Origin of the sequence: Rufibacter sp. DG15C (assembly GCF_001577755.1) — a bacterium.
Lineage (GTDB): Bacteria > Bacteroidota > Bacteroidia > Cytophagales > Hymenobacteraceae > Nibribacter.
This window is the reverse complement of the sequence record NZ_CP010776.1, coordinates 3,200,526-3,223,517: the sequence shown is the minus strand read 5'-3', so window position 1 is coordinate 3,223,517 and position 22,992 is coordinate 3,200,526. Positions and strand designations below refer to the sequence as shown.

General features: G+C 49.9%; 24 protein-coding genes. 19 read left to right on the top strand and 5 right to left on the bottom strand.

Annotated features, from left to right (window positions below):
* The first annotated feature begins 55 nt into the window (after window positions 1–55).
* The 10 genes from TH61_RS13795 to TH61_RS13750 all read left to right on the top strand — a co-directional run bounded on the left by TH61_RS13795 (window position 56) and on the right by TH61_RS13750 (window position 7,842).
* On the top strand, window positions 56–955 hold the full coding sequence (locus TH61_RS13795) for an ABC transporter permease (RefSeq protein WP_066510525.1): 900 nt from the start codon (window positions 56–58) through the stop codon (window positions 953–955).
* A 13-nt stretch (window positions 956–968) separates the two neighbouring features.
* On the top strand, window positions 969–1,199 hold the full coding sequence (locus TH61_RS13790) for a DUF3098 domain-containing protein (RefSeq protein ID WP_066510521.1): 231 nt from the start codon (window positions 969–971) through the stop codon (window positions 1,197–1,199).
* A complete protein-coding gene (locus TH61_RS13785; protein WP_066510516.1) occupies window positions 1,200–2,042 on the top strand; it encodes an undecaprenyl-diphosphate phosphatase in 843 nt (280 codons plus the stop codon).
* Window positions 2,042–2,734 carry a tRNA pseudouridine(55) synthase TruB gene (gene truB / locus TH61_RS13780; RefSeq protein WP_066510507.1) on the top strand — a complete coding sequence of 231 codons (693 nt, stop codon included), beginning with the start codon at window positions 2,042–2,044 and terminating at the stop codon, window positions 2,732–2,734. The genes TH61_RS13785 and truB overlap by 1 nt, the downstream gene beginning before the upstream one ends.
* On the top strand, window positions 2,731–3,660 hold the full coding sequence (locus TH61_RS13775) for a bifunctional riboflavin kinase/FAD synthetase (protein ID WP_066510504.1): 930 nt from the start codon (window positions 2,731–2,733) through the stop codon (window positions 3,658–3,660). Before truB ends, TH61_RS13775 begins: the two co-directional genes overlap by 4 nt.
* A 96-nt stretch (window positions 3,661–3,756) precedes the next feature.
* Entirely contained in the window at window positions 3,757–4,161 is a 405-nt protein-coding gene (locus tag TH61_RS13770; protein ID WP_066510494.1) for a hypothetical protein, read from the top strand.
* Between the two features lie 114 nt (window positions 4,162–4,275).
* Window positions 4,276–4,974, top strand: coding sequence for a CoA transferase subunit A (locus tag TH61_RS13765; protein WP_066510491.1), 699 nt, complete (start codon window positions 4,276–4,278; stop codon window positions 4,972–4,974).
* A gap of 71 nt (window positions 4,975–5,045) precedes the next feature.
* Window positions 5,046–5,405: a four helix bundle protein gene (locus TH61_RS13760; RefSeq protein WP_066510488.1), complete on the top strand. Its 360-nt coding sequence runs from the start codon at window positions 5,046–5,048 to the stop codon at window positions 5,403–5,405.
* 64 nt (window positions 5,406–5,469) lie between these two features.
* Window positions 5,470–6,126, top strand: a complete 657-nt coding sequence (locus TH61_RS13755) for a 3-oxoacid CoA-transferase subunit B (RefSeq protein ID WP_066510482.1) — start codon at window positions 5,470–5,472, stop codon at window positions 6,124–6,126.
* A 162-nt stretch (window positions 6,127–6,288) separates the two neighbouring features.
* Entirely contained in the window at window positions 6,289–7,842 is a 1,554-nt protein-coding gene (locus TH61_RS13750; protein WP_066510479.1) for a bifunctional GNAT family N-acetyltransferase/carbon-nitrogen hydrolase family protein, read from the top strand.
* A gap of 92 nt (window positions 7,843–7,934) precedes the next feature.
* Here TH61_RS13750 and TH61_RS13745 read toward each other — a convergent pair whose 3' ends face one another.
* The gene (locus TH61_RS13745; protein ID WP_066510477.1) at window positions 7,935–8,711 is read right to left on the bottom strand and encodes a glycosyltransferase family 2 protein; all 777 of its coding nucleotides are present in this window, start codon (window positions 8,709–8,711) and stop codon (window positions 7,935–7,937) included.
* Window positions 8,712–8,919: 208 nt separating this feature from the next.
* On the opposite strand from TH61_RS13745, the gene hisS reads away from it, so the two are divergent.
* The 5 genes from hisS (at window position 8,920) to TH61_RS13720 (ending at window position 15,006) form a co-directional block, all read left to right on the top strand.
* Entirely contained in the window at window positions 8,920–10,302 is a 1,383-nt protein-coding gene (gene hisS / locus TH61_RS13740; protein WP_066510475.1) for a histidine--tRNA ligase, read from the top strand.
* On the top strand, window positions 10,302–11,807 hold the full coding sequence (gene hutH, locus TH61_RS13735; RefSeq protein ID WP_066510472.1) for a histidine ammonia-lyase: 1,506 nt from the start codon (window positions 10,302–10,304) through the stop codon (window positions 11,805–11,807). The genes hisS and hutH overlap by 1 nt, the downstream gene beginning before the upstream one ends.
* Complete coding sequence (locus TH61_RS13730; protein WP_066510470.1) at window positions 11,804–13,438, top strand: gliding motility-associated C-terminal domain-containing protein; 1,635 nt, start codon at window positions 11,804–11,806, stop codon at window positions 13,436–13,438. Before hutH ends, TH61_RS13730 begins: the two co-directional genes overlap by 4 nt.
* Window positions 13,439–13,625: 187 nt before the next feature.
* A complete protein-coding gene (locus tag TH61_RS13725) occupies window positions 13,626–13,961 on the top strand; it encodes a YbaB/EbfC family nucleoid-associated protein (RefSeq protein ID WP_066510468.1) in 336 nt (111 codons plus the stop codon).
* Window positions 13,951–15,006, top strand: a complete 1,056-nt coding sequence (locus tag TH61_RS13720; protein ID WP_231862225.1) for a glycosyltransferase family 2 protein — start codon at window positions 13,951–13,953, stop codon at window positions 15,004–15,006. The genes TH61_RS13725 and TH61_RS13720 overlap by 11 nt, the downstream gene beginning before the upstream one ends.
* Here TH61_RS13720 and TH61_RS13715 read toward each other — a convergent pair.
* Window positions 14,971–15,189, bottom strand: coding sequence for a PspC domain-containing protein (locus TH61_RS13715; RefSeq protein WP_066510462.1), 219 nt, complete (start codon window positions 15,187–15,189; stop codon window positions 14,971–14,973). The two genes, TH61_RS13720 and TH61_RS13715, sit on opposite strands and share 36 nt — an antisense overlap.
* Before the next feature lie 271 nt (window positions 15,190–15,460).
* Here TH61_RS13715 and TH61_RS13710 point away from each other — a divergent pair, with 271 nt between their 5' ends.
* The 3 genes from TH61_RS13710 (at window position 15,461) to TH61_RS13700 (ending at window position 18,793) form a co-directional block, all read left to right on the top strand.
* The gene (locus tag TH61_RS13710; RefSeq protein ID WP_157600721.1) at window positions 15,461–17,113 is read left to right on the top strand and encodes a tetratricopeptide repeat protein; all 1,653 of its coding nucleotides are present in this window, start codon (window positions 15,461–15,463) and stop codon (window positions 17,111–17,113) included.
* Window positions 17,114–17,259: 146 nt separating this feature from the next.
* Complete coding sequence (locus TH61_RS13705) at window positions 17,260–18,243, top strand: pyruvate dehydrogenase complex E1 component subunit beta (RefSeq protein ID WP_066510458.1); 984 nt, start codon at window positions 17,260–17,262, stop codon at window positions 18,241–18,243.
* Between the two features lie 109 nt (window positions 18,244–18,352).
* Window positions 18,353–18,793 (top strand): hypothetical protein, encoded by a 441-nt coding sequence (locus tag TH61_RS13700; RefSeq protein WP_066510457.1) that lies wholly within the window; start codon window positions 18,353–18,355, stop codon window positions 18,791–18,793.
* Here TH61_RS13700 and TH61_RS13695 read toward each other — a convergent pair.
* The gene (locus tag TH61_RS13695) at window positions 18,790–19,464 is read right to left on the bottom strand and encodes a response regulator transcription factor (RefSeq protein WP_066510452.1); all 675 of its coding nucleotides are present in this window, start codon (window positions 19,462–19,464) and stop codon (window positions 18,790–18,792) included. The two genes, TH61_RS13700 and TH61_RS13695, sit on opposite strands and share 4 nt — an antisense overlap.
* Before the next feature lie 361 nt (window positions 19,465–19,825).
* Between TH61_RS13695 and TH61_RS13690 the strand changes: the two genes are divergently transcribed.
* A complete protein-coding gene (locus TH61_RS13690; protein WP_066510449.1) occupies window positions 19,826–20,155 on the top strand; it encodes an STAS domain-containing protein in 330 nt (109 codons plus the stop codon).
* Window positions 20,156–20,165: 10 nt separating this feature from the next.
* Here the strand turns inward: TH61_RS13690 and TH61_RS13685 are convergent, their stop codons facing one another.
* Window positions 20,166–22,010, bottom strand: coding sequence for a PAS domain-containing protein (locus tag TH61_RS13685; protein ID WP_066510446.1), 1,845 nt, complete (start codon window positions 22,008–22,010; stop codon window positions 20,166–20,168).
* Window positions 22,011–22,110: 100 nt separating this feature from the next.
* The gene (locus TH61_RS13680) at window positions 22,111–22,830 is read right to left on the bottom strand and encodes a bifunctional 2-polyprenyl-6-hydroxyphenol methylase/3-demethylubiquinol 3-O-methyltransferase UbiG (RefSeq protein WP_066510440.1); all 720 of its coding nucleotides are present in this window, start codon (window positions 22,828–22,830) and stop codon (window positions 22,111–22,113) included.
* Between the last annotated feature and the right edge of the window lie 162 nt (window positions 22,831–22,992).

The window sequence follows — 22,992 nt, the reverse complement described above, 5'->3', positions numbered from 1 at the left end:
GACAGCGCTCCGGCTAAGTTTGAAATAATTGCTATTTTTGTCGGGATACTCCCTTATGGCTGCAAAACATCTTCAACATACCAAAAAGAAAAAACTGGGCGCTTACCCGCACGCCATGGTAGTCTTCAGCATCACGCTGGCGTTGTTTGTCATTGGCCTGTTTGGAGTTTTGCTCATTCACGCCAAAGAGATTTTCAACCTTGTAAAAGAGAACATGGAGGTGCAGGTGTATCTGGAGCGTGACCTTACCCCGCTTGAGATTGAAAAACTCAAAAACACCCTCAGCCGCAAAGAATTTATAGCCTTAGACAACGGTAAACCGCAGGTAACCTACATGTCTAAGGAAGATGGGGCCCGCGAATTCATTGACGAAAGCGGAGAGGATTTCCTAACCTTCCTAGGCGAAAATCCATTGAGAGATGCCTTTATCCTGCGGATCAACCCAGAATATGCCACCTCGGCTCAACTCAAGAAAATTCAAGAGGACTTGCAGAATACGGTTGGGGTGTATGAAGTGGGCTATGTAGAAAGCCTTATTAACTCCATCAATGAAAACCTACAGAAGGTGAGCATTGTCTTGCTTTCCTTTGCGGCCATTCTGGTGTTGGTGGTCATGATTTTAATTAACAATACCATCAAGTTGGCGCTCTTTTCGCAGCGTTTCCTGATAAGGAGTATGCAGTTGGTAGGCGCTACTTCCTTCTTCATTCAAAGACCTTATTTGAACCGAGCCACCATTCAAGGCTTGATTAGCGGTTTAATTGCCTCTGCCCTGCTAATGGGTTTGTTGCAATACGCCTATAGCCAAATTGCCGAGCTTTACCTACTTAGAAACGATGAGCAGATCCTCATTCTCATGGCTACCTTATTGGTGCTGGGCAGTGTGATTGGCTTTTTCAGTTCTTACCGCGCGGTGCGTAAGTACCTTCGCTCTTCCCTAGACGATCTTTATTAAAATATTCTTCCTCATGGAAAATAACACCAACAACACGTCCCCTTCTTCGGCCTTTGGGCGCCGCAATTTTATGCTCATGATCATTGGTTTAGTGATTATGTCGGTTGGTTTCATTTTGATGTCACTAGACTCAGAGCCGTATGGCTACGGTTTTCTAGGCTTGACCCTAGGCCCAATTGTGTTGGTGGCAGGCTTCCTGTTCCAGTTTTACGCTATCCTGGCCAAACCCCGCAAAGACGTCTAGATGGATATTTGGCAAGCAATCATTCTGGCCATTATTGAGGGATTAACCGAGTTTTTACCAGTGTCCTCTACCGGACACATGGTCATCGCCTCCAGCCTCATGGGCATCAGTGCCTTTGAGTTTACTAAGATGTTCACGGTAACTATACAATTTGGCGCCATCTTGTCTGTGGTGGTGTTGTATTGGAAGCGTTGGATCAACTCTTTTGACTTCTATAAAAAGCTGTTCGTGGCAGTGGTGCCCGCGCTCTTGATTGGCTTTGTCTTAAAGGACGTGGTAGACGCCATGCTGGAGCGCGTAGAGGTGGTGGCCATCAGTTTGGTGTTAGGCGGAATCATTCTGGTGTTCGTGGACAAATGGTTCAAAGACGTAGAAAATCCGGTTACTACACCAAGTTACAAGAATGCCTTTATCATAGGGTTTTTCCAGTGCATTGCCATGATTCCGGGCGTGTCAAGGTCGGCGGCTAGTATTATTGGCGGCTTGACACAGAACATGACCCGTAAAACCGCCGCTGAGTTCTCTTTTTTTATGGCAGTGCCCACCATGCTGGCGGCTGCAACCTACTCAGTTCTAACAGACTTCCTGAAGCTGGAACTCTCTGACATCGTCTCTTTTAACGTCCCTAAGTTTCAATTGGCCCTATCCGCCATCAATACCCAGGACTGGCAAGTTTTGATAATTGGCAATGTGGTTGCGTTTGTGGTGGCCATGGCGGCTATCAGGTTCTTCGTGGACTTCTTGACCAAGTACGGGTTTAAGTTGTTTGGTTATTACCGCATTTTAGTAGGCTTGATCATTTTGTTGCTCCTGGCCTTGGGCATTGACATACAGTTGGTATAATGCAAGAATCACCGTATGATTTTGAAGCGGGAGCCATCCTGCTTTTCAACAAACCGCTGACCTGGACTTCTTTTGACCTGGTCAAGAAAACCAAGTTCGCCCTCAAGATTAAAAAGATTGGCCACGCGGGAACCTTGGATCCATTGGCGACAGGCTTGCTCATCATGTGCACGGGCAAATTCACCAAGCGCATAGAAGAGATTCAGGCGCAGGAAAAGGAGTACACCGGCAAATTCATCCTAGGTCATACCACGCCTTCTTTTGACCTGGAGACCGAAGTAGACAGCACCTCTCCCATTGATCATTTAACAGAAGAAATGCTCCAAGAGGCAGCCGCCTCCTTCATGGGTGAGATTGACCAGACGCCGCCTATTTATTCGGCGGTGAAGGTGAATGGCGAGCGCGCGTACAACATTGCCCGTCGCGGCGGCGAGGCTGAAATCAAGTCCAAGCGCATCACCATTAAAGCCTTTGACTTAACTGCCATTGAGGGAAACCAAGTGTCATTTAGAGTGGTATGTTCAAAAGGCACGTACATCAGGAGCCTGGCCCGTGACTTTGGCGTAAAGCTTGGTTGCGGCGCGTATCTGTCTGAACTGGTGCGTACCCGTATTGGGGAATACCGCATAGAGGATGCCATGTCTTTAGACCAATTACAAGAACTCCGCGAGAAACAACTAGGGCCGGCATGATTGTCATTAGGGAGCTGAAAGATTTTCCAGAACTGCCGCAGGCAGTGGTGACGTCGGGTACCTTTGACGGGGTGCACGTGGGTCATCAGAAAATCTTGTCGCGTCTGACAGAAACTGCCCGCCAACACAACGGCCAAAGCGTGGTGCTCACCTACTGGCCGCACCCGCGCACGGTACTCAATCCAAATGACACTTCGCTTAGGTTACTTTCTACCATAGAGGAACGCATAGAGGCGCTGGAGAATTACGGCGTGGATTATCTCTTGATTCTGCCGTTCACCAAAGAGTTTGCGCAGCTTTCCTCAGAAGAATACATCCAGCAGATTCTGCTCAACACCCTGCACACCAAGAAACTGGTGATTGGGTATGACCACCATTTTGGTAGAAACCGCGAAGGCAACTTTGACTACCTCCAGCAAAACGCGGCGCGCTACGGCTTCGTGGTTGAGGAGATTCCTCGCCAGGACATTGAAGAAGTAGGCGTAAGCTCCAGCAAAATAAGAACCGCCCTTGAGAAAGGTGAGGTAGAAACCGCTCACAAGTACTTGGGCCGACCTTATACGATAACAGGCACCGTGGTAAAAGGCAAACAGCTAGGCCGCACTATCGGCTACCCGACTGCCAACCTGGAGGTAAAAGATGCGCTCAAGCTTATACCCGCGCAGGGCGTGTATGCCGTTTTAGTCAATACGCCGCAAGGCCAGTATAAGGGCATGCTCAACATTGGCGTGAACCCTACCGTGGATGACAGCGGTAAGCAGACCATTGAAGTGCATATCTTTGATTTCAATGGGGACTTGTACGGTCAGGACATTACGCTTCTGTTCATCGGCTACATTCGGCCAGAATTGAAGTTTGACGGATTGGAAGCGCTCACCCAGCAACTGCACCAAGACCAGGAATCTGCCTTACACCTGTTAGGATAAATCTGGCAAATCCGTAACTTCACCTCGGGCTTACACGATAAGGAAGAAGAGCAGGCAGCCCTCATTGCTGATTCACTGTCATTAAACTTCTTGGCTATGTTCAAAAGCATTTTTGCAGTCCTCACTGGAGTAGTGACCGGCTTCCTCACCATCTTTCTGGTTGAATTGGTGGCCCAACAAGTGTACCCAGTTCCTTCTGAAGTCAATCTACAAGACCCCGAGGCCATGGGAACCTACCTGGCCAGTGCGCCTATGGGCTCCCTGATGCTTGTCCTATTAGCATACGCGCTGGGTTCATTCTTAGGAGGCATGGTGGCGGCCCGCCTAGCAAAATCCAGAAAAATGATGCATGCGCTGCTCGTGGGTTTCTTGCTGCTGCTGGCCTGTGTTGCCAATTTTTATCTACTGCCTCACCCTATCTGGTTTATCATTTCGTCGGTCATCATCTATCCTTTGATGTCCTTCTTCGGCGGAGCCATGGGTTCCAGAGACATGCCGTAAGAATTCCGTTTTTGGCTTATTTTCCAGAAATCAAGCTAAAAACGACCTTGTTGCTCTATTGGCCACACGCTAACTAAAATCACGATTGCTCATCTTCATACTATATTTCTTTTTATGATTAATAAAGTAGTACAAGACGCCGCGGCCGCTTGCCAGGACATTCCAGACGGAGCCACTTTGATGCTGGGTGGTTTTGGCTTGTGCGGCATCCCAGAGAATTCGATTAAAGAGCTTCTAAACAAAGGCGTGAAAGACCTTACTTGCATCTCTAACAATGCGGGTGTAGACGACTTCGGAATTGGTCTATTATTGCAGAAACGCCAAGTCAAGAAAATGATTTCCAGCTACGTGGGTGAGAACGCCGAGTTTGAGCGTCAGCTGTTGTCTGGTGAGTTGGAAGTGGAATTGATTCCGCAGGGTACCTTGGCCGAGCGCATCAGAGCTGGAGGAGCCGGAATCCCTGCATTCTTCACCCCTGCCGGTTATGGTACTGAGGTGGGCGAAGGCAAAGAAAGTCGCGAGTTCCATGGCAAAATGTACCTGATGGAAGAATGGCTGAAGGCTGACTTTGCCATTGTGAAAGCCTGGAAAGGCGACACCGCCGGTAACCTCATCTACAAAGGCACGGCCCGCAACTTCAATCCCATGATGGCCACCGCTGGTAAAATCACCATTGCCGAGGTAGAGGAACTGTTGCCCGTAGGCGAACTGAACCCCAACATGATCCACACCCCCGGCATCTACGTGCAACGCATTTTCCAAGGCAAAGACTACGAGAAACGCATTGAGCAGAGGACGGTGCGGCAAGCGTAGCTTGCCTTCCTAATTTGAAGATGTGAAGATTTGGAAATTTGGAGATGCTGTGATTGATTAATGATTTTTCTATGGATCAGAAAGAGCCAAAGAATTTAATCTTGGAATTAACCTTAGATTTCGCGGTATCTGTCATCCTGTACACGGAAGAATTAGAGGCAAAACGAAAATTTGTGTTGGCTAATCAATTACTTAAAAGCGGAACGTCCATTGGCGCAAATGTGCGTGAAGCTCAGAATACTGAAAGCAAAGCTGACTTCATTCATAAATTTAAAATTGCCGCCAAGGAAGTGGAAGAGACCGAGTACTGGCTGTTGCTTTGCCAGAAAACTCCTTCTTATCCAGACCCAAGTCAACTCCAAAAATCACTTACTTCCATCAAAAAAATCATCTCAAAAATTATCATAAGTTCTAAATCAAAATCTAAATAAGGTGTGAACCAGAAGATCCATTTTCAAATCTCCAAATCTTCACATCTTCAAATTGACGAACAACATGAGTCTTGATAAACACGGCATAGCAAAAAGAATAGCGCAGGAAGTAGAAGACGGCTTCTACGTGAACCTGGGCATTGGCATACCCACCTTGGTAGCCAACTACATTCCAGCGGGAATGAACGTGGTCTTGCAGTCTGAGAACGGATTGCTGGGCATGGGCCCCTTCCCCACTGAGGCAGAGGTAGACCCAGACTTGATCAACGCGGGCAAGCAGACGGTGACGTATCTGCCTGGTTCTTCCCTTTTCAGTTCAGCCGAAAGCTTTGCCATGATCAGAGGCGAACATGTGCAGTTGACCATTCTGGGCGCCATGGAAGTTTCTGAGCGCGGCGACATTGCAAACTGGAAGATTCCAGGCAAGATGGTGAAAGGCATGGGCGGCGCCATGGACTTGGTGGCCTCGGCTAAAAATATCATCGTGGCTATGCAACACAATTCCCGGGACGGTCAGTCCAAGCTTTTAAAAAACTGCTCACTTCCTATCACTGGCCTGGCCTGCGTGAAGAAGATTGTAACGGACTTAGCGGTAATTGACGTAACGCCAGAGGGCTTCAGGCTATTGGAAAGGGCGCCGGGCGTGACCGTAGAAGAGATTCAGGCGGCCACCGAAGGAAAGCTGATTGTGGAAGGCGACATCCCCGAAATTAAAGTATAAAACGTTGCGTTATGCTTCAGGCGAAGGCTCTTCTATGTAAGGGCCTTTGTCGTTTTTGGCCTATTTGCCAGAAATCAGGCTAAAAACAGAAACTGAGCAAATTGCGTTACCTTTGGTAGGCCAAACGCACATTTGTCTTTTTGAGCAAAATTTACAGTTACTATGAGTGAAAATACCGAACATAAATTAATACTTCGTCCGCTTACCACCGCCGATTACAAGGAGGTGAAACAAATCATGGAGCTGGTCTACACCAACCTGGGCGGCTCCTGGACCCAGAAAGAATTCTCCTCGCTGCTAAAGCGCTTCCCAGACGGCCAGTTGTGTATTGAAGACAAGGGCCGCGTAGTGGCGGCCGCCCTGGGCCTGATTGTGCAGTATTCTGAGTTTGGAGACAAGCACAGCTACGAGCAGATTACCGGTGGCGGAAAGTTTGACACCCATGATCCCAACGGGGATACGCTGTACGGCGTGGACGTATTTGTGCACCCAGAGTACCGCAACCTACGCTTAGGCCGTCGTCTGTATGATGCCCGCAAGGAGCTATGCGAAAACCTGAACTTGCGTGGTATCATTTTGGGTGGCCGCATCCCCGGCTACAAAGAGCATTCTGATAAGATGACCCCGGGCAAGTACATTGAACAGGTCCGCAACAAGGAAATCTACGATCCTATCCTGACCTTCCAGCTGAGTAACGGTTTCCACGTAAGAAAAATCATCAAAGGCTACATGCCGCAGGACAAAGAATCCAAGGCGTATGCATCTCTACTAGAGTGGATTAACGTTTACTATGAAGAGAAGGAAAAGCTTGTGGGCGGTACCAAAAAGGTGGTGCGCATTGGCGTCATTCAGTGGCAGATGCGCCAGATGACCTCTTTGGAAGACTTTGAGCAACAGCTGGAGTTCTTCGTGGACACGGTGAGCTCGTACAAAGCCGACATGGTCATGTTCCCCGAGTTCTTCAACGCGCCGTTAATGGCCTTGACGGATGAGAAATCACCTTCGGCGGCCATCAGAAAACTAGCGGACTATACAGACGGCATCCGGGAGAAGCTGATTCACTTGGCCTTGTCTTATAACATCAACATCATTGCGGGCAGCATGCCTGAGTACATTGACAACAAGTTGCACAATGTAAGCTACTTATGCCGTCGCGATGGTACCTATGACAAGCAATACAAGCTGCACGTGACTCCAGACGAAGCCCATTATTGGGGGATGCGCGGTGGTAACAAGCTGAACGTCTTTGACACCGACTTCGGGAAGATTGGAATCCTGATCTGCTATGACGTGGAGTTCCCGGAGCTGGCGCGTATGTTGTCTGACCAAGAGATGAAAATCTTGTTCGTGCCGTACCAAACGGATACCAAGAACGCCTACCTGCGTGTGCGCCATTGCGCCCAAGCCCGCGCCATTGAGAACGAGTGCTACGTGGCCATTACAGGAAGCGTAGGTAACCTGCCCCGCGTAGAGAACATGGACATCCAATACTCCCAAAGTGCGGTATTCTCGCCTTCAGACGTCGCCTTCCCGCATGATGCCATCATCGCTGAGGCCACGCCTAACACAGAGATGACCTTGATTGCCGACCTGGACCTGGACTTGCTCAAGGACCTGAACACCACCGGCAGCGTGCGCAACCTAAGAGACCGCCGGAAGGATTTGTATAACCTAAGCTGGCTCCACCAGAAGGAAGACGATCTCACCGAGATTTAATATAGCAGCAGAGGCGCCCTAGTAGGCGCCTCTGCTGTTTAATGGGAATTCCGTTTTTGCCCTATTTACCAGAAAATAGGGCAAAAACGGATTTACTTCTGCTTTAAATCAAATCGAAGCTTCAAATACTTTTGTAAAGTATAATCATATGCATATTGCCCTAAGACCCAACCTACGGCGCCGTCCCTGAATCCTTGCTTGATCAGGTACCATTTCACCCAGGCGGCAAACGGGCTGAACAGGATTTTATTCCAACTGGCTTTTTTGCCCCTCGCGGCCATGTCTTGCGCGGCGATGGAGGTGTAGAGGTTCAGCTTTCTGTAGAGGTCTTCTACTTTGTTGAACGTGTAATGTAGCACGAATCCGTCTAAAGTAGCTTCCCGCTCGTGACCACTTGGGGTTTCATGCACCATGTTACTTCGGTCATTGAAGTTGACCACGTCTTTTCTGAACAACCTTAGCGGGAAGTCTGGGCTCTTGATAGGATAAAACGTCTGCACCTCCTGCCCCATCACCACCCATTTACGCTGAATTTTTAACGCCTGAATATTAGTAGTGCCTGCCGTTTCTTTAAAAATTCGCAAAGCATCCACTAAACTTTGGTCAGGAACCTCGTCAGAATCCAGACTCAAGACCCACGTATGCTGGCATTGCTCCAACCCGAAATTGCGCTGGTTCTTGAAGTTGTCCAACGGCCTGTACACGAACCGAGCTCCGTACTGTTCGGCTATGGCTTTGGTTCTATCGGTACTGCCCGAATCTATGAGCACCAGATCATCCACTACGTACTGCAGCGGAGCAATCACTTGCTCCAGATACTCCTGGCTGTTGTGGGTAAGAATGTAGCAAGAAAGCGAAACAGACGTCATGGCGATTCAAATTCAATTTTGGAACGTGAAGGTACTAAATCCGGCTCACTCGCAGGTAAAGCTACCCTTTCGCCTTTTTTAAAAGCAGCTTCGTTTTTGGCTTGTTTTCCGGAAAATAGGTCAAAAACGATTTCCTATTAGCTTCTCTCCTGCCCTTCCTGCCAACTCATTGGTTTTTGCTATCTTCGCGGACTTACCCATTTTACCCATGAGCAAAGACAAACCATCCATCCCCAAAGGCACCCGTGATTTCGGGCCGGCCACGGTGGTGAAACGTAATTATATCTTTTCTGTCATCAAGCGCACGTTTGAGAAATTCGGGTTCTTGCCGCTAGAGACGCCGGCCATGGAAAACCTGTCTGTCTTAACCGGCAAGTACGGCGACGAAGGCGACCAGCTTATTTTCAAGATCCTCAACTCTGGTGACTACACCAGCAAGATCACGGCGCAGGACCTGGAGAAAGGCTCCAAGCCGCTCACCCCAAAAATATCAGAGAAAGCCCTTCGCTATGACTTAACCGTGCCGTTTGCGCGCTACGTGGTCATGAACCGCAACGAGGTGGCCTTCCCGTTCAAGCGTTACCAGATCCAACCTGTTTGGCGCGCCGACCGTCCTCAGCGGGGCCGCTACCGCGAATTCTACCAGTGCGACGCAGACGTGGTAGGCACCAACTCCCTGCTCTGCGAGGCCGAAATCATCCTCATGATGGACGAGGTGTTGAGCACCCTGGGCTTGGATGACTTTACCATTAAATTCAACCACCGTGGCTTATTAGCGGGCATTGCCGAAGCCATTGGCGCCAACGGCCGCGAGGCAGATTTGTGCGTAGCTATTGACAAACTGGACAAGATTGGCCAGGAAGCGGTGAACCAGGAATTACTAGAAAAAGGATTCTCCCCAGATGCTGTCACCAAACTGCAACCTGTGTTAGGCTTGACTGGCGAGGTGGCTGATTTGCTTCCGCAGTTGGATACGCTTCTGCAGAACTCTGACGAAGGGAAACGCGGCTTGCAGGACATCAGAAGCATGTTAAGTTATTTGGAAAGCCTGGAAGTAAAACAGGCCAAATTACAGTTGGATGTGACCCTGGCGCGTGGCCTATCCTACTACACCGGCTGTATTTTTGAGGTGAAGGTTAACAACGTGCAGATGGGCTCCATCAGTGGCGGTGGCCGCTATGACAACCTCACGGGCATGTTCGGGTTGCCGGGCGTGTCAGGCGTGGGTTTCTCCTTTGGCGTGGACCGTATTTTTGACGTGCTAGAAGAATTAAACCTCTTCCCCGAAGGTAGCCAGACCATCACGCAGGTCCTTATCGCGAACTTTGACGAGGCCTCTATGCGCTACTCCTTACCCGTGTTGCAGGCACTTAGAACCATGGGTATTTCTACGGAGCTCTACCCAGATTCTACCAAGCTCAAAAAGCAAATGACGTACGCAGACCAGAAGCAGATTCCGTTTGTGCTCTTGATTGGTTCTGAGGAGATGGAAACCAGCCTGCTCAACCTGCGCAACATGCGTACCGGCGAACAGCACCGCTTAAGCCTCACTGAGATTATTGATCATCTACAAACCTACTTTTCTGCCTAATGCCTGAGCTACACCTGATTTCGGCGGCCCCGTTTTCCTTAGCACAAATAAGCCAGGTTTTGCGCGGCAACATGTCCTTGGCCCTGTCACAGGATGCGGAGCAACGCATCACGCACTGTTTTGAGTACTTGCAACAGCGGCTGGAGCGGTCGCAGGCGCCGGTGTACGGCATTAACACGGGCTTCGGGTCATTGTGCAACACCATCATTGGCCACGACAGCCTGGAAGAACTGCAGCGTAACCTCATGATGTCCCACGCCTGCGGTACCGGGGATGAGGTTCCCGCCGAGGTGGTGAAAATCATGCTCCTGCTCAAGGTACAGTCTTTGGCCTACGGGCACAGCGGCGTGCAACTGGCTACCGTGAACAGGTTGATTTCCTTTTACAATAGAGAAATTTTCCCCGTCGTCTACCAGCAGGGTTCTCTAGGCGCCAGCGGCGACTTGGCTCCTCTGGCGCATTTGTGTCTGCCTTTGCTGGGCTTGGGCGAAGTGCGGTTTCAGGACTTTAAACTGAAGGGCCATGAAATTCTGGACATCTTCAGCTGGGACCCCATTCAACTACAGGCGAAGGAAGGCTTGGCGCTGTTGAACGGCACCCAGTTCATGAATGCTTATGGCGTTTTACTGTGCCTACGCGCTCGCCAGATTGCCGCCGCCGCCGACGTTCTGGCCGCCCTGTCACTAGAGGCGTTTGACGGAAAAGCAGACCCGTTCCAACCGCATATCCATCAAGTGCGTCCGCACAATGGGCAACGACAGTCAGCGGCTACTATTCTCCACCTATTAGCCGGAAGCGAGTTGCAGCAGCAGCACAAACAGCACGTTCAGGATCCATATTCCTTTAGGTGCGTGCCGCAGGTGCACGGTGCCAGTTTAGATGCTTTGGCCTACGTGCAGCAGGTCATTACCACCGAGATGAACTCGGTGACGGACAACCCGAACATCTTCCCGGAGGATGATTTGATCTTGTCGGGTGGCAATTTCCATGGTCAGCCTTTGGCCTTGGCCTTAGACTTCTTCAGCATTGCCTTGGCAGAATGGGGAAGCATCTCGGAACGCCGCACGTACCAATTGATTTCTGGTCAGAGAGGATTACCGCATTTTCTGGTGTCCAACCCGGGCCTCAATTCGGGGTTGATGATTCCGCAATACACGGCGGCGTCCATCGTTAGTCAGACAAAGCAATTGTGCTCCCCGGCCAGCGTGGATTCCATTGTCTCCAGCAACGGACAAGAAGACCACGTGAGCATGGGCGCCAACGCCGCCACCAAAGCGTACAAAGTGCTGGAAAATGTGGAGCGCGTACTGGCCATTGAGCTGATGACGGCGGCGCAGGCCATGGAGTTCAGACGCCCGGCCCGCACCTCTCCCGCCTTAGAACGCGTCTTAGAAGCCTACAGGACGCAGGTGCCTGTGCTGGAGAAAGACCGCGTGTTGCATGATGATATTCAGCTGAGTGTGCAGTTTATTCGGAAGTTTCCGTTTCAAGAAATTATAGCGTGAGAAACCTTCTCCTGATTTTGTTCATGGTGTGTGGCTGGGCGTTCAACTCCCAGGCTCAGTGCTTTTTAGCCTACAATGAACAGAACCAGGTAGTAGAGACTTTTTGCGTAGGCCAGCGCATTACGTTTAAAGACAATACCACGGGCGGCACCGAGTACTACGATTTTGACAAGAGCAACGGCCTGGACTTCAATGCCCAGCAAACGTCTTTTACCTTCACTGCGCCCGGCATCTATACCGTCACCCAGCTCAAGAACGTCAGCAGCACGCTCTGTGAACGCACGTTTGTGGTCAAAGCTGCTGTGCCTTCTTCGCCTCCCATCGTTCAAAAGTTAACGCATCAGGCCAACGGCATTCAATTGCAAATCCAAGTCAGCGCCATTAATGATTTGATGGTTGAACAAGCCTCCTCTTCAACCGGAACCTTCTCTCCTGTTACTACTTTAGCCAATGTCCCTTTCGGGCAGAGCACCCATACTATGTCTCTACCATCTGTCTCTGGTTGTTTTAGGGTGCGTGTGATTAATGTGTGCACCGGGCAGGAGGACATTATCTCCAACATGGTCTGTGCGCAAGGATTGCAAGTCACTGCCGGAGACCGCCAAAATATAATCACCTGGTCGGCCAATCCTAGCCCTGGCAGCGTGGTTAACTACCAGTTACTGCGCGGGGGGCAACTCTATCAAAATCTTCTAGGCACTCAAACTACTTTCACAGACGCCCAGGTGGCCTGCGGAAGAACCTATACTTACCAATTGGTGGCCTTGCTGAATAATGGAAGCCAAAGCATCTCCCTGCCCGTGCAAATCGTGACAACCGGTACCACCCCACCGGCGGCGCCTTTCCTGCTGGTGAGCTTCAATCTGCAGAACCAGGTACAGGTAGAATCCTTTATCCCTGCCCAGGAAACGTTTAAGGAGCAAAGCATTTACCGAAACCTGAACAACGGTGTTTTTGGTCTACTTTCTGAAAAACAAGCCAAAAATGCGGTAGACGCCACTTTGCCAACCTTAACCGCCAGGCCCTGCTATCAAACCACCTACGCAGACTCTTGTAGCCTCACCTCTGCCAGAAGTAACACCGCATGCCCGGCCATCCTTACCGCCGAGCGGCAACAGAATGGTCAGGTAAAATTGAGTTGGTCGGCGTATGAAGGTTTTCCGGAGGGCGTTGATAGCCAGACCTTAGAACTGCTGGATGAGCAAGGCTCAGTTTACTGGAGCACGCTAGTCACCGGTCAGGGCTATGTAGATGTGCACCCCCAGGACCGTTTCCAGCGCCTTAATTACCGTATTCTTTCTAAGGCCAGAAACGCAACTTACCAAAGTTACTCTAACACGGCCAGCGTAGAACAGGCCTTTCAGTTCTACTTCCCAAATGCGTTTACGCCAAACCAGGACGGCCTCAATGACACGTTCAAGGCCATAGGCAAGTTTGCCAGTCAGTTTGAGTTGCAGGTGCTCAACCGATGGGGCCAGGTGGTCTTTGAGACCAAGGATTTTAGGCAGGGCTGGGACGGCACCTACCAAGGCAAACCAGCCCCGGCCGGCACCTACTTGTACCGGTTTGAGGCCGTAGACGTGAACGGTCAGCGGCTCAGCAAAAGCGGGCCCGTCACGCTGGTGCGTTAGTCGTTTTTGGGGTGTTTTCCGGAAATCAGGCCAAAAACGGAATTTCACTTTACGTTTGAAATTTTTGGCTTTGGCTGTACTTTTGGCAGTAGAGGCAGCGCAGGAAAATCCCTGGAAAGCTGTTTCGCGTTAATAAAATTCTAAGGTGGAGATCCTCTACCTATCCACTAAATAGAAAGGAGAAGCTATGTTTGATATGATGGGAATGATGGGCAAGGTGAAGGAGATGCAGGCCAAAATGAAAGAGGCCCAGGAAAACCTCAAGCACATCACGGTCTCAGCAGAGGCGGGCGGCGGACTGGTAAAGGCCACGGCCAGCGGCGAAAAGCGCATCTTGAAAATTGAGATTGACGAAACCCTCATGAAGCCAGAGGACCGCGAGATGCTGTCTGACCTGGTGGTGGCCGCCGTCAACAAGGCTCTGGCAGACGCTGGTGAGAAAGCGCAGGAGGAGTTGAAGAAACACACTTCGGGCATGCTGCCCAACATCCCTGGCTTAGATTTGAGCGGCTTTGGATTATAAGAAACCTACCGTGGCGGTGGTCATTCTCAATTGGAACGGCCGCCGCTGGTTAGAGCAGTTTTTGCCCATGGTCCTGGAACACAGCCAGGACGCCGAGGTCATCGTCGCGGACAATGATTCCTCAGACGACTCTGTGCCATATTTAACAGAGAACTTCCCGCAGGTACGCCAGATTCTTTTGCCAGAGAACTTCGGGTTCTGCGAGGGCTACAACCAGGCATTAAAGCAGGTGGAGGCCACTTATTATGTGCTGCTCAACTCAGATGTGGAGGTCACGCCCAATTGGTTGTCGCCGCTGGTTTCCTTGATGGAGTCCAACCCCAAGATTGCCGCCTGCCAACCCAAGATCAAGGCGTATTACCAACGCATGCACTTTGAGTACGCCGGCGCGGCCGGTGGCTTCTTAGATGCCTATGGCTATCCCTTCTGCCGCGGCCGCCTCTTTGACACGGTAGAAGAGGACCTGGGCCAATACGATGACACGCGTCCTATCTTCTGGGCCACAGGTGCCTGCATGGTGGTGCGCGCCAGCGCCTACTGGGAGGCCCAGGGATTGGAGAAAGCCTTTTTCGCGCACATGGAGGAGATTGACCTTTGCTGGCGCTTCCAGAATCTGGGCTACCAGATCTATTACCAGGGCGAGAGCCAGGTATACCACGTGGGCGGCGGCACGCTACCCAAGGCCAACCCCAGAAAGACCTTCCTCAACTTCAGGAATGGCGTGGCGCTGCTGTATAAAAATTTGGCAGACAGTGAGTTAACCCGGGTATTGTTGACCAGGTTGATATTAGACGGCGTGGCGGCGGTGCAGTTTTTGTTGAAGGGGCAGTTTAAGCAGGTGCAGGCCATCTGGGACGCGCACCAGGAGTTCTTCGCGCAGAAGAACCACTACTGGAAAGAGAAGCGAGCGGCCTTCCCCACTAAAAAAGAAACCACGCAGCTGACCGGTTGGTACGGCAAAAGCGTGGTTTGGCAATATTTTATAAAAGGCCGGAAAACGTTTACCGCCCTAGACGTCCCAGACAGTGCTGCGCTCCCGGCGTAAGTGCTTGCGCACGTTCAACCAGAAGGCCATGATCAAGTAGACGATTACCGGTGACCCGAACGTTAAAAAGGACAGGTAGATAAACGACAGCCGAATGCTGCTGGTGGCAAAGCCCAGCTTCTCCCCGAGTTTCGTACACACTCCGAAGGCCTGGCTTTCTAAGAAATACTGCACTTGTTTCATGGTAAGAGAATTAGGATGCCTAAGATACTTAATTTTAAAGCGAAACGTCAATAATCAAAACCGCAAATGGCGCTTTGGTGTATCTTTGACTGCCGCTGTAAGGCGTTTTATACGAATTTCCTTAACTTTAGATATGCCCCTTTCCGCGCTCCGCTCCTTTTCAACTGCCTTGGTACTGCTCTTATTGTGTTTGGCAAGCGCCTGTACCTTCCCAAGGTTGGTTAAAAAATTGGAGCGGCAACAGACCCTAACCGTAAAACCCAAGGTACTCATGACGCGCGGTCAAGAGGTGCCCGTAGAAGTGAAAGCCGAGGTGCCCCAGCTCCTGCTCAAGAAAGATTACCGGTACGGCATTCGGGTGTACTACAAAACCGACAAGGGCACGCAAGACCATGTGGGCTCCCTGCCCTTTGATTTTGGCGAGTATAATTTTGAGGCCGGCAAAGCCTTTCTGCAGCGCTCCTTCAGCTTTCCCTACACGCCTTCCAAGGCCCGTGGTCAGTTGATGGCCCAGGGCGTGCTCACTAACCCTAAAGGCAAGATGCGCTATACCAAGCCGGTCGCCTTGGCACCCGGTATCAGGACCACGCCCAACCTAGTCAAACACGCGTTTGGTGCAGCATACGTGCCCGGCGAGTACAAGAATGAAAGTAATGAACCGCTTACATTCACCATCTACTTTGATCAGGGCCTGGCTACGCTTAAACACGGTTTCGGAAACAACCTGCAACTGTTGGATGACTTCATCCTGTCCAATAAAAAAACCAAAGTAGTAGAGATTCTAGGCACGCATTCTCCAGACGCCGAAGAGACGACAGCCCGCAACTTGGCCTCGCGCAGGGCAGTAGCGCTGGAGCGGTACATCAAACAGAAATTTGACACAGAGTCCTATGTCAATGACACCAAAAATGTCAAGTTCAAGGTCCGGTCCCTGCAACAGAACTGGGACGCGTTTTTAGGGCGCGTGCAAACTTCTGCATTGCCCAAAGAGCAAGTCAACGAGATCCTGGAAATAGTCAACGGCGAAGGCAGTTTCTCAGAGAAAGAGGCCCTGCTTCAAAAGCTTCCCTCGTTTGAGTACCTAGAGATGTACGTGTACCCGGTGCTGCGCTACGCCGAGGTCTCCGTAGACTACATTCCCAACCCGCGCAAGGACTATGAAATCTACCTGACTGCCCGCAAGATTGTAGAAAACAAACTGGGAACGGACGCCCTCAGCCCCGAGGAAATGCAGTATGCTGCCACTCTCACCCCGCTCCTAGCCGAGAAGAAGAAAATGTATGAGGTGGCCGTGGCCACCCACATGCAGTGGCGCGCCTTGAACAACCTGGGCATGATTTACCTGGAGCAGGCCCAAAAGGAGTTGAAGCCGAAAGTCAAGAAAGGCCTGCTGGAGAACGCTATCCTCAACTTTAGGTACGCCGCGCACCGTCAGCCCACGGCCCAGCTGTTCTACAACCTGGCCATTGCCCACCACCAGCACGGCGACTACCTAGAGGCCCTGCACAGCTACAACTACAGCGTGAAGCTGGGCGGCCCGTTGCCCGTCTTGCAACAGGTTTTTACAGACAAGGCCGCCCTTGAACTAGAGGTGGGACAATATGACGATGCCGCCGGCAGCCTGGCCTACGCCGGAGACGGCTACGCCGCCCAATACAACCGCGCCCTACTCTACTTCCTGAAGGAGAATTATGAAGACGCGGCAAAGCTAGCCCAGAAAGTATTAGGCCTGCAGCCCAATGATGCCACCACCCATTATTTATTGGCGGTGATGGGAGCCAGAACTAAAAATGAGCAGCAGCTCACTGAGCACTTGAAGAAGGCGGTTCAGGCAGACGCAGAACTAGCAGGCAAAGCCATTGAGGACCTGGAGTTTATAGACTACCATAAAACACCGGCCTTCAACAGCGCTTTTCAAAAATAAAAAGGGCCGTTTTTGACTCAATTCCCAGAAAACAGGCCAAAAACAGAAGAACCTGAGATTTGAAGGCCCTAACCCGCCCCGGCGTTTTTTTATTTAGGCCGCAAGTCTTAATTTTACAACCTATACTGACGTAGAAACCACTTAACATGCGTACTATACAATTCAGAGAAGCATTGCGCGAAGCAATGTCAGAGGAAATGCGCCGCGACCCAAAGGTGTTCCTGATGGGCGAGGAAGTAGCCCAATACAACGGTGCCTATAAAGTAAGCCAAGGCATGCTGGACGAGTTCGGGCCGGAGCGCGTGATTGACACGCCTATCGCTGAGCTGGGTTTTGCCGGTATTGGCGTGGGTGCTTCTATGAATGGTCTTAGACCTATCGTGGAGTTCATGACCTTCAACTTCTCCTTGGTAGCCATTGACCAGGTGATCAACTCAGCGGCTAAGATGATGTCCATGTCGGGTGGTCAGTACTCTTGCCCTATGGTGTTCAGAGGTCCAACAGGTAGCGCGGGCATGCTGTCCAGCCAGCACTCTCAGAACTTTGAGAACTGGTACGCCAACACCCCCGGCTTGAAAGTGGTGGTTCCATCTAACCCGTATGACGCCAAAGGCCTTTTAAAGACCGCCATCCGTGACAACGACCCGGTGATCTTCATGGAGTCTGAGCAGATGTACGGTGATAAAGGCGAAGTTCCGGAAGAAGAATACCTAATTCCAATCGGCGTAGCAGATGTAAAGCGCAAAGGCAAGGACGTGACCATTGTTTCCTTCGGGAAGATGATGAAGATTGCCCTGGGAGCCGCTGAAGAGTTGGCCAAAGACGGCGTTGACGCTGAGGTGATTGACTTACGCTCCGTGCGTCCTATTGACTACAAGTGCATCATTGAGTCTGTAAAACGCACCAACCGTCTGGTGGTGGTAGAGGAAGCCTGGCCGTTGGCGTCTATCTCTTCTGAGATTGCCTTCAACATTCAGCACAATGCGTTTGACTATTTAGACGCTCCAGTAAAACGCGTAACCTGCCGCGACGTTCCGTTGCCGTATGCTCCTACGTTAATTGAAGCTTCTTTGCCAAACGTGCAGCGCGTGATTGAAGCCGTAAAATCGGTGACGTACGCCAAAGCCTAGGCAAAATCGTATACTAGTTCACAAGAGCCGGCCGTTTGTTTATGGGCGGCTCTTGTGCTTTCAGGCGTTTTTTACCTGATTCCTCCAAAAGAGGCCAAAAACGAAACCTATGAAAAGAAATCTTTTGGTATTTAGCTTGGCTCTGGGCTTGTTCGCCTTAAATGCTTGCACCGAAACTGCAGACTTGGTAGAGGTGATAAAACCGGTGCCGGCAGACAGCACTGCAAATTTTCCTACTGGACAAGTCAAAGTAGACACTACCTTATTTTTAAGGGTATATTACCAGCCAAGCAATGGCTGTGGTAGGTTTGCCATGAGAGATTCTAGCACGGTGCCGGAGCCTAACAAGCCTAACACCAACATCACCACTATCAAAATTTACGCGGCGTACCCGGAAGAAGGACAGGATGTAGTGTGCACGGCCCAAGCCCGCCGGAGCATTTACACCATCAACTTTAAGCCTACCACTGTAGGCAAACACGTCTTCAGGTTTTGGAAAAGCGATACTGAGGTTGTTGCAGATACCGTGGAAGTGATTGCTCGCAACTAAGCTTCTGTTTTCAGGATGCCGTAATTAAAGGCATAGGTTATCAAGGAGGCCGTGTTTTTAGTCTGCGTCTTCTCTAACAGGTTCTGGCGGTGGGTTTCAATGGTGCGTTTGCTGGTGAACAGCTTCTCTGCAATCGCACTGTTGGTGAGCCCGTCTGCTATGAGCTTCAGGACTTCCAGCTCCCGCTTGGAGAGTTCGTTGCCGGTTCCCAGACTTCTCGGCTCTTGAGACTTGGGAGCCTCTAAGCTGCAGTACTTATGCAGCAGGTTCAAGGCAATTTCGGTGCTGATATATGAGCCGCCATTGCCCACCATCTTAATAGCATGGGCCAGTTCCCGTTTTCCTACACTCTTTAGTAAATACCCATTGGCACCTGCTTTGAGCATTTGCATGATGTAGTGTTCATGGTCCATCATGGTCAAGGCCAAAACCTGCGTTTCAGGCATCAAGGATTTTACCTGTGAGGCCGTTTCAAATCCGTCCATGCCGGGCATCTTAATGTCTAAAACCACTACGTCTGCAGGAGTAGAAGGCAATAGAAATAATAACTCTTCGCCGCTGGAGGCCTCCCCTATTACCTGTATGTCCAAATCATCCTGCAGGAGGGCTTTTATGCCGTCCCTAATGATGGTATGATCATCGGTTAATATTACTTTATACTTAGTTTTCATTTAATATATTATAAAACTAAAGACCGCAATTGTAGGGGGCAACCGTGGTTTTAATATCTATTTAGCCCTATATTATGTATAATACTCACCATCCGCAAATAGTATATTTTAAAGAAATAGTTTTTGAAAGACTTTAACGAGAACGCTACTTTGTAGTTGTCTAATAATCAAGTCATTGCATCAAGCATACTATTAGGTAATCATATCCTACGTATTAATACTTAGCTAAAAATAAGTATTCCCTCAACTAAAATCATTCGTTTTGAGCGCTACCTTAGCCTTAAGAAAAGCCTAGCTTCTTTTAGCATCTTTGCTCTTAGATTTTGTATGATTTTAATCTTAGGCTTCTGACAGTTGACTTATGCTTGAGATTGCTTTTACGGATGAGAGGGAGGTGTACACTATTATTTTATCCGGCATCATTACTGCTAAGACGGCGCATCTCTTTGAAGAAGCATTGGAAAAAGGTGGTCTTTCCTGCAAAAAACAAGTGGTCCTTGACTGTGGGCAGCTGACTACACTATCCAGCAAAGGAATTGGTTTGCTAATGGCTTACCTGCCCTATTATGAAGACCACCGAATCTCTCTGACCCTACGCCAGCTTTGCCCTAAAATCAATGCAGTCTTGGTTATGCTAGGCATGGACCGCTACTTGAACCTACAAGTGCGTAGTACGTCCAGCCTATCTTAAAAGGGAAGGCCTATCTACCTTTAACTGGTAACAGAATTTGATTGTAGGTGCCTTTGCCAGGCTCTGACTGTACAGTCCAAGTGCCGCCCTGTGCATTTACGCGGTTCTGAATATTGACCAATCCTGCCCCTCTATTTTTTGATTTAGGCGGATGCGCATACCCTACGCCGTTGTCCTTCACGGAAACCTCCAGCAATTTGCCCGTTCTTTTTATGAGAACAAAGAGGTGTGAGGCTTGTGCGTGCTTAATGGCGTTGTTCATCAACTCTTGCACAATGCGGTACAGGCAAATTTCTAATCTGGCAATGGGCCGCTTCTCCCCTAGTTCCATCTTAATCTGTACTTGCAGGGAGGCAGGAGCAATTTTAGAAGCAAGCTCCTCTAAGGCAACAGCCAACCCAAAATCATCCAACAGCGAGGGCATTAACTCAAAGGAGATTTTCTTGGTATCTGAGATGGCCTCTGAAACCAAAGCTTCTATGCGTTGTAAAAACTCCTGATGTTTTTTGCTTAGTTTCTGGGTGGCCAAATACTGCTTCAATTGCATACCGGTCCCATAAAGCGTCTGGCCCAAGTTGTTATGGAGCAGCTCGGCCATACGCTTTTTCTCCTCTTCCTGGGTTTGCAGCACCGCGCGCATGATGGCCAATTGCTTTTCTTGGGCAGCCATCGCATTCTTTTTCTCCAGGTTAAACTGCGCCGTCACGTTCTGGATGTGCCCCACCCCTCCTTTTACGGTGCCATCTGTGGTGATCAGGGGTTTAAAATAGACGTTAAGAACGCGCTTGCCATCTTTGCTCACATGATTAAGCATTTGGAGGGTCTCCCCCAAAAATACCCTGGACAGTTGGGCAACAATGGGCGACGAGCGGTAATCTGGGTAGAACTCAAAGGCAGATTTGCCAATAATATCCTTGGCTGCAATGCCAGACAATTTTTCAATGGTAGGGTTCCAGGAAGTGATGACAAGTTCTGGGCCGGTAAAGGTAAAAATACCAACGGGACTGTTACTCAAAATAGTCTGGGCCATGGTCTGGGCCTCTTGTAATAGCTGTCCTTTGGCCTGCGCCTCTTGTTCTGCTTTGATTTGCTGGGTGACCTCATGGAGAATGCACATGGCCCCAATAATCTCCTGCGCGCTGTCTTTAATAGGGAAAAGGTAGCCGTCATGGAATTTGTCACGGTCATGGTGGGCCTGGCGGCCGGTCACCTTGAAATACTCGCCTGTGAGGGCTTCTTTAAAATAAGTGTACTCCTGTGTTTTCTCGAAATACGGGAAAACGTCTGCGACTTTCCGGCCAACCACCTGCTCCTTGGGCTTGCCGGTCAACCCTTCCATGTAGGGATTCCAGAGCGTATACCGTAGTTCCATATCAAAAGCAAACAAACCATCTATGCTATGCTTTAGAAAGGCTGAATGGTGTAGTAAGGCCTTTTGGGTTTCTTCTGACTGCATAAGCGCAGGAAAGACAGAATTCCTTTTTTGCGCTTTAACCTGGCTGTTGGCATTTTGTGACTGAAACGTCAACAAAAAGTAGAAAGGATTTTCTACAGGGTGCGCAATTATTTGAACGTCCAAGACTTGAGGGTAAGAACCCTCTGGAAGCGATATGGCAATCGTTACTTTTTCTTGGGCTGTTTGACCAGTTATGGCTGCCTGCAGTTTTTGGCTTTCTTCGGGGCTAAGAATTGCTTTCAGGGAATGCTCATGTATGGTTGCCTTATCCCATCCAAATGTATGCTGCGCAGCTTGATTGGCATACAGCATCTCCCCTGCCAGGTTCATCAAAACCGTAGGGTCTGGCAGGACTTCTAAAAATCCGGCCGGAATGGGAAAGGAAGCAGACAGCGCCATGGCAAATTCAACTCTAAAGGTGCGTTTAGAGAAGTAATACCATTAGCTTGAAAAAGGTAAGCGTTTTTGGCTTGTTTTTCTGAAAACAGGCCAAAAACGGCTATTGAAAGGTTAGCCTGGCCAAATAATGGTTGTCCTCTTCCTTCCTCACCAATTCAGCTGACAAACCAACTTCTTCTGCATACTGTTGCAACAAGCCGAAGTCCACAAAAAGCCAAGGGAAGGGTTTGGTCTGCTCTTCTTGGTACTGCATGACATAGGTGAGTTCACCGTAATAATCGCCGTTTAAATCAACAAGCACAGATCCATCCTCCTCTTCATAGAGGTAAAGGATATCAGATGACTCCAGAAGAATTTGTCCGTTGGGGGCCAACCATTTTTTACATGTTTCCAGAAAATGAGGCAGGTTGTCCAAGGTTCCTGCCAAGCCCACGCCATTCATCAATAGCAATAACGTATCAAAGGGCTTTGGCGCTAAACCGAAGAAATCGCCGCAGAGAACATGCTGAATGCCTCTGGCTTGCATTACCTCGCAGGCTTTCTCGGATAGTTCAAGAGCCGTGACAGACTCTCCTTTCTGCTGTAGCGCCAAGGCATGTGACCCCGCTCCCGCCCCTACGTCCAAAATGCGGCCTTTGCACATAGTCAAGGCCTCCTGCTCCCGCTCAGGCATCTCAGCTTTTGACCTGAACAAATAGGACACCGGTAGGACATCTGGGTCAGCCTGGTCTGAGAAAACCTGAACTTCGGCGGTCTTATTTCCCTGCCAGAAATCTAAAATGGCCGTGCCCAGCGGATCTGCGGAGTTTTGAGGAGTCATCTTGGTTCGTGAATATGTTCTGCAAAAGTACGCAATCTAAAGGCCCACTAATAAACTATTTGAAGGGATAGCTCCTTGCTGAGGCTGCCCTTTCCCTTCGGAAATCGTTTTTGGCCTAATTTCTGGAAAACAGCCTAAAAACGATCAAGCCAGCAAATAAAT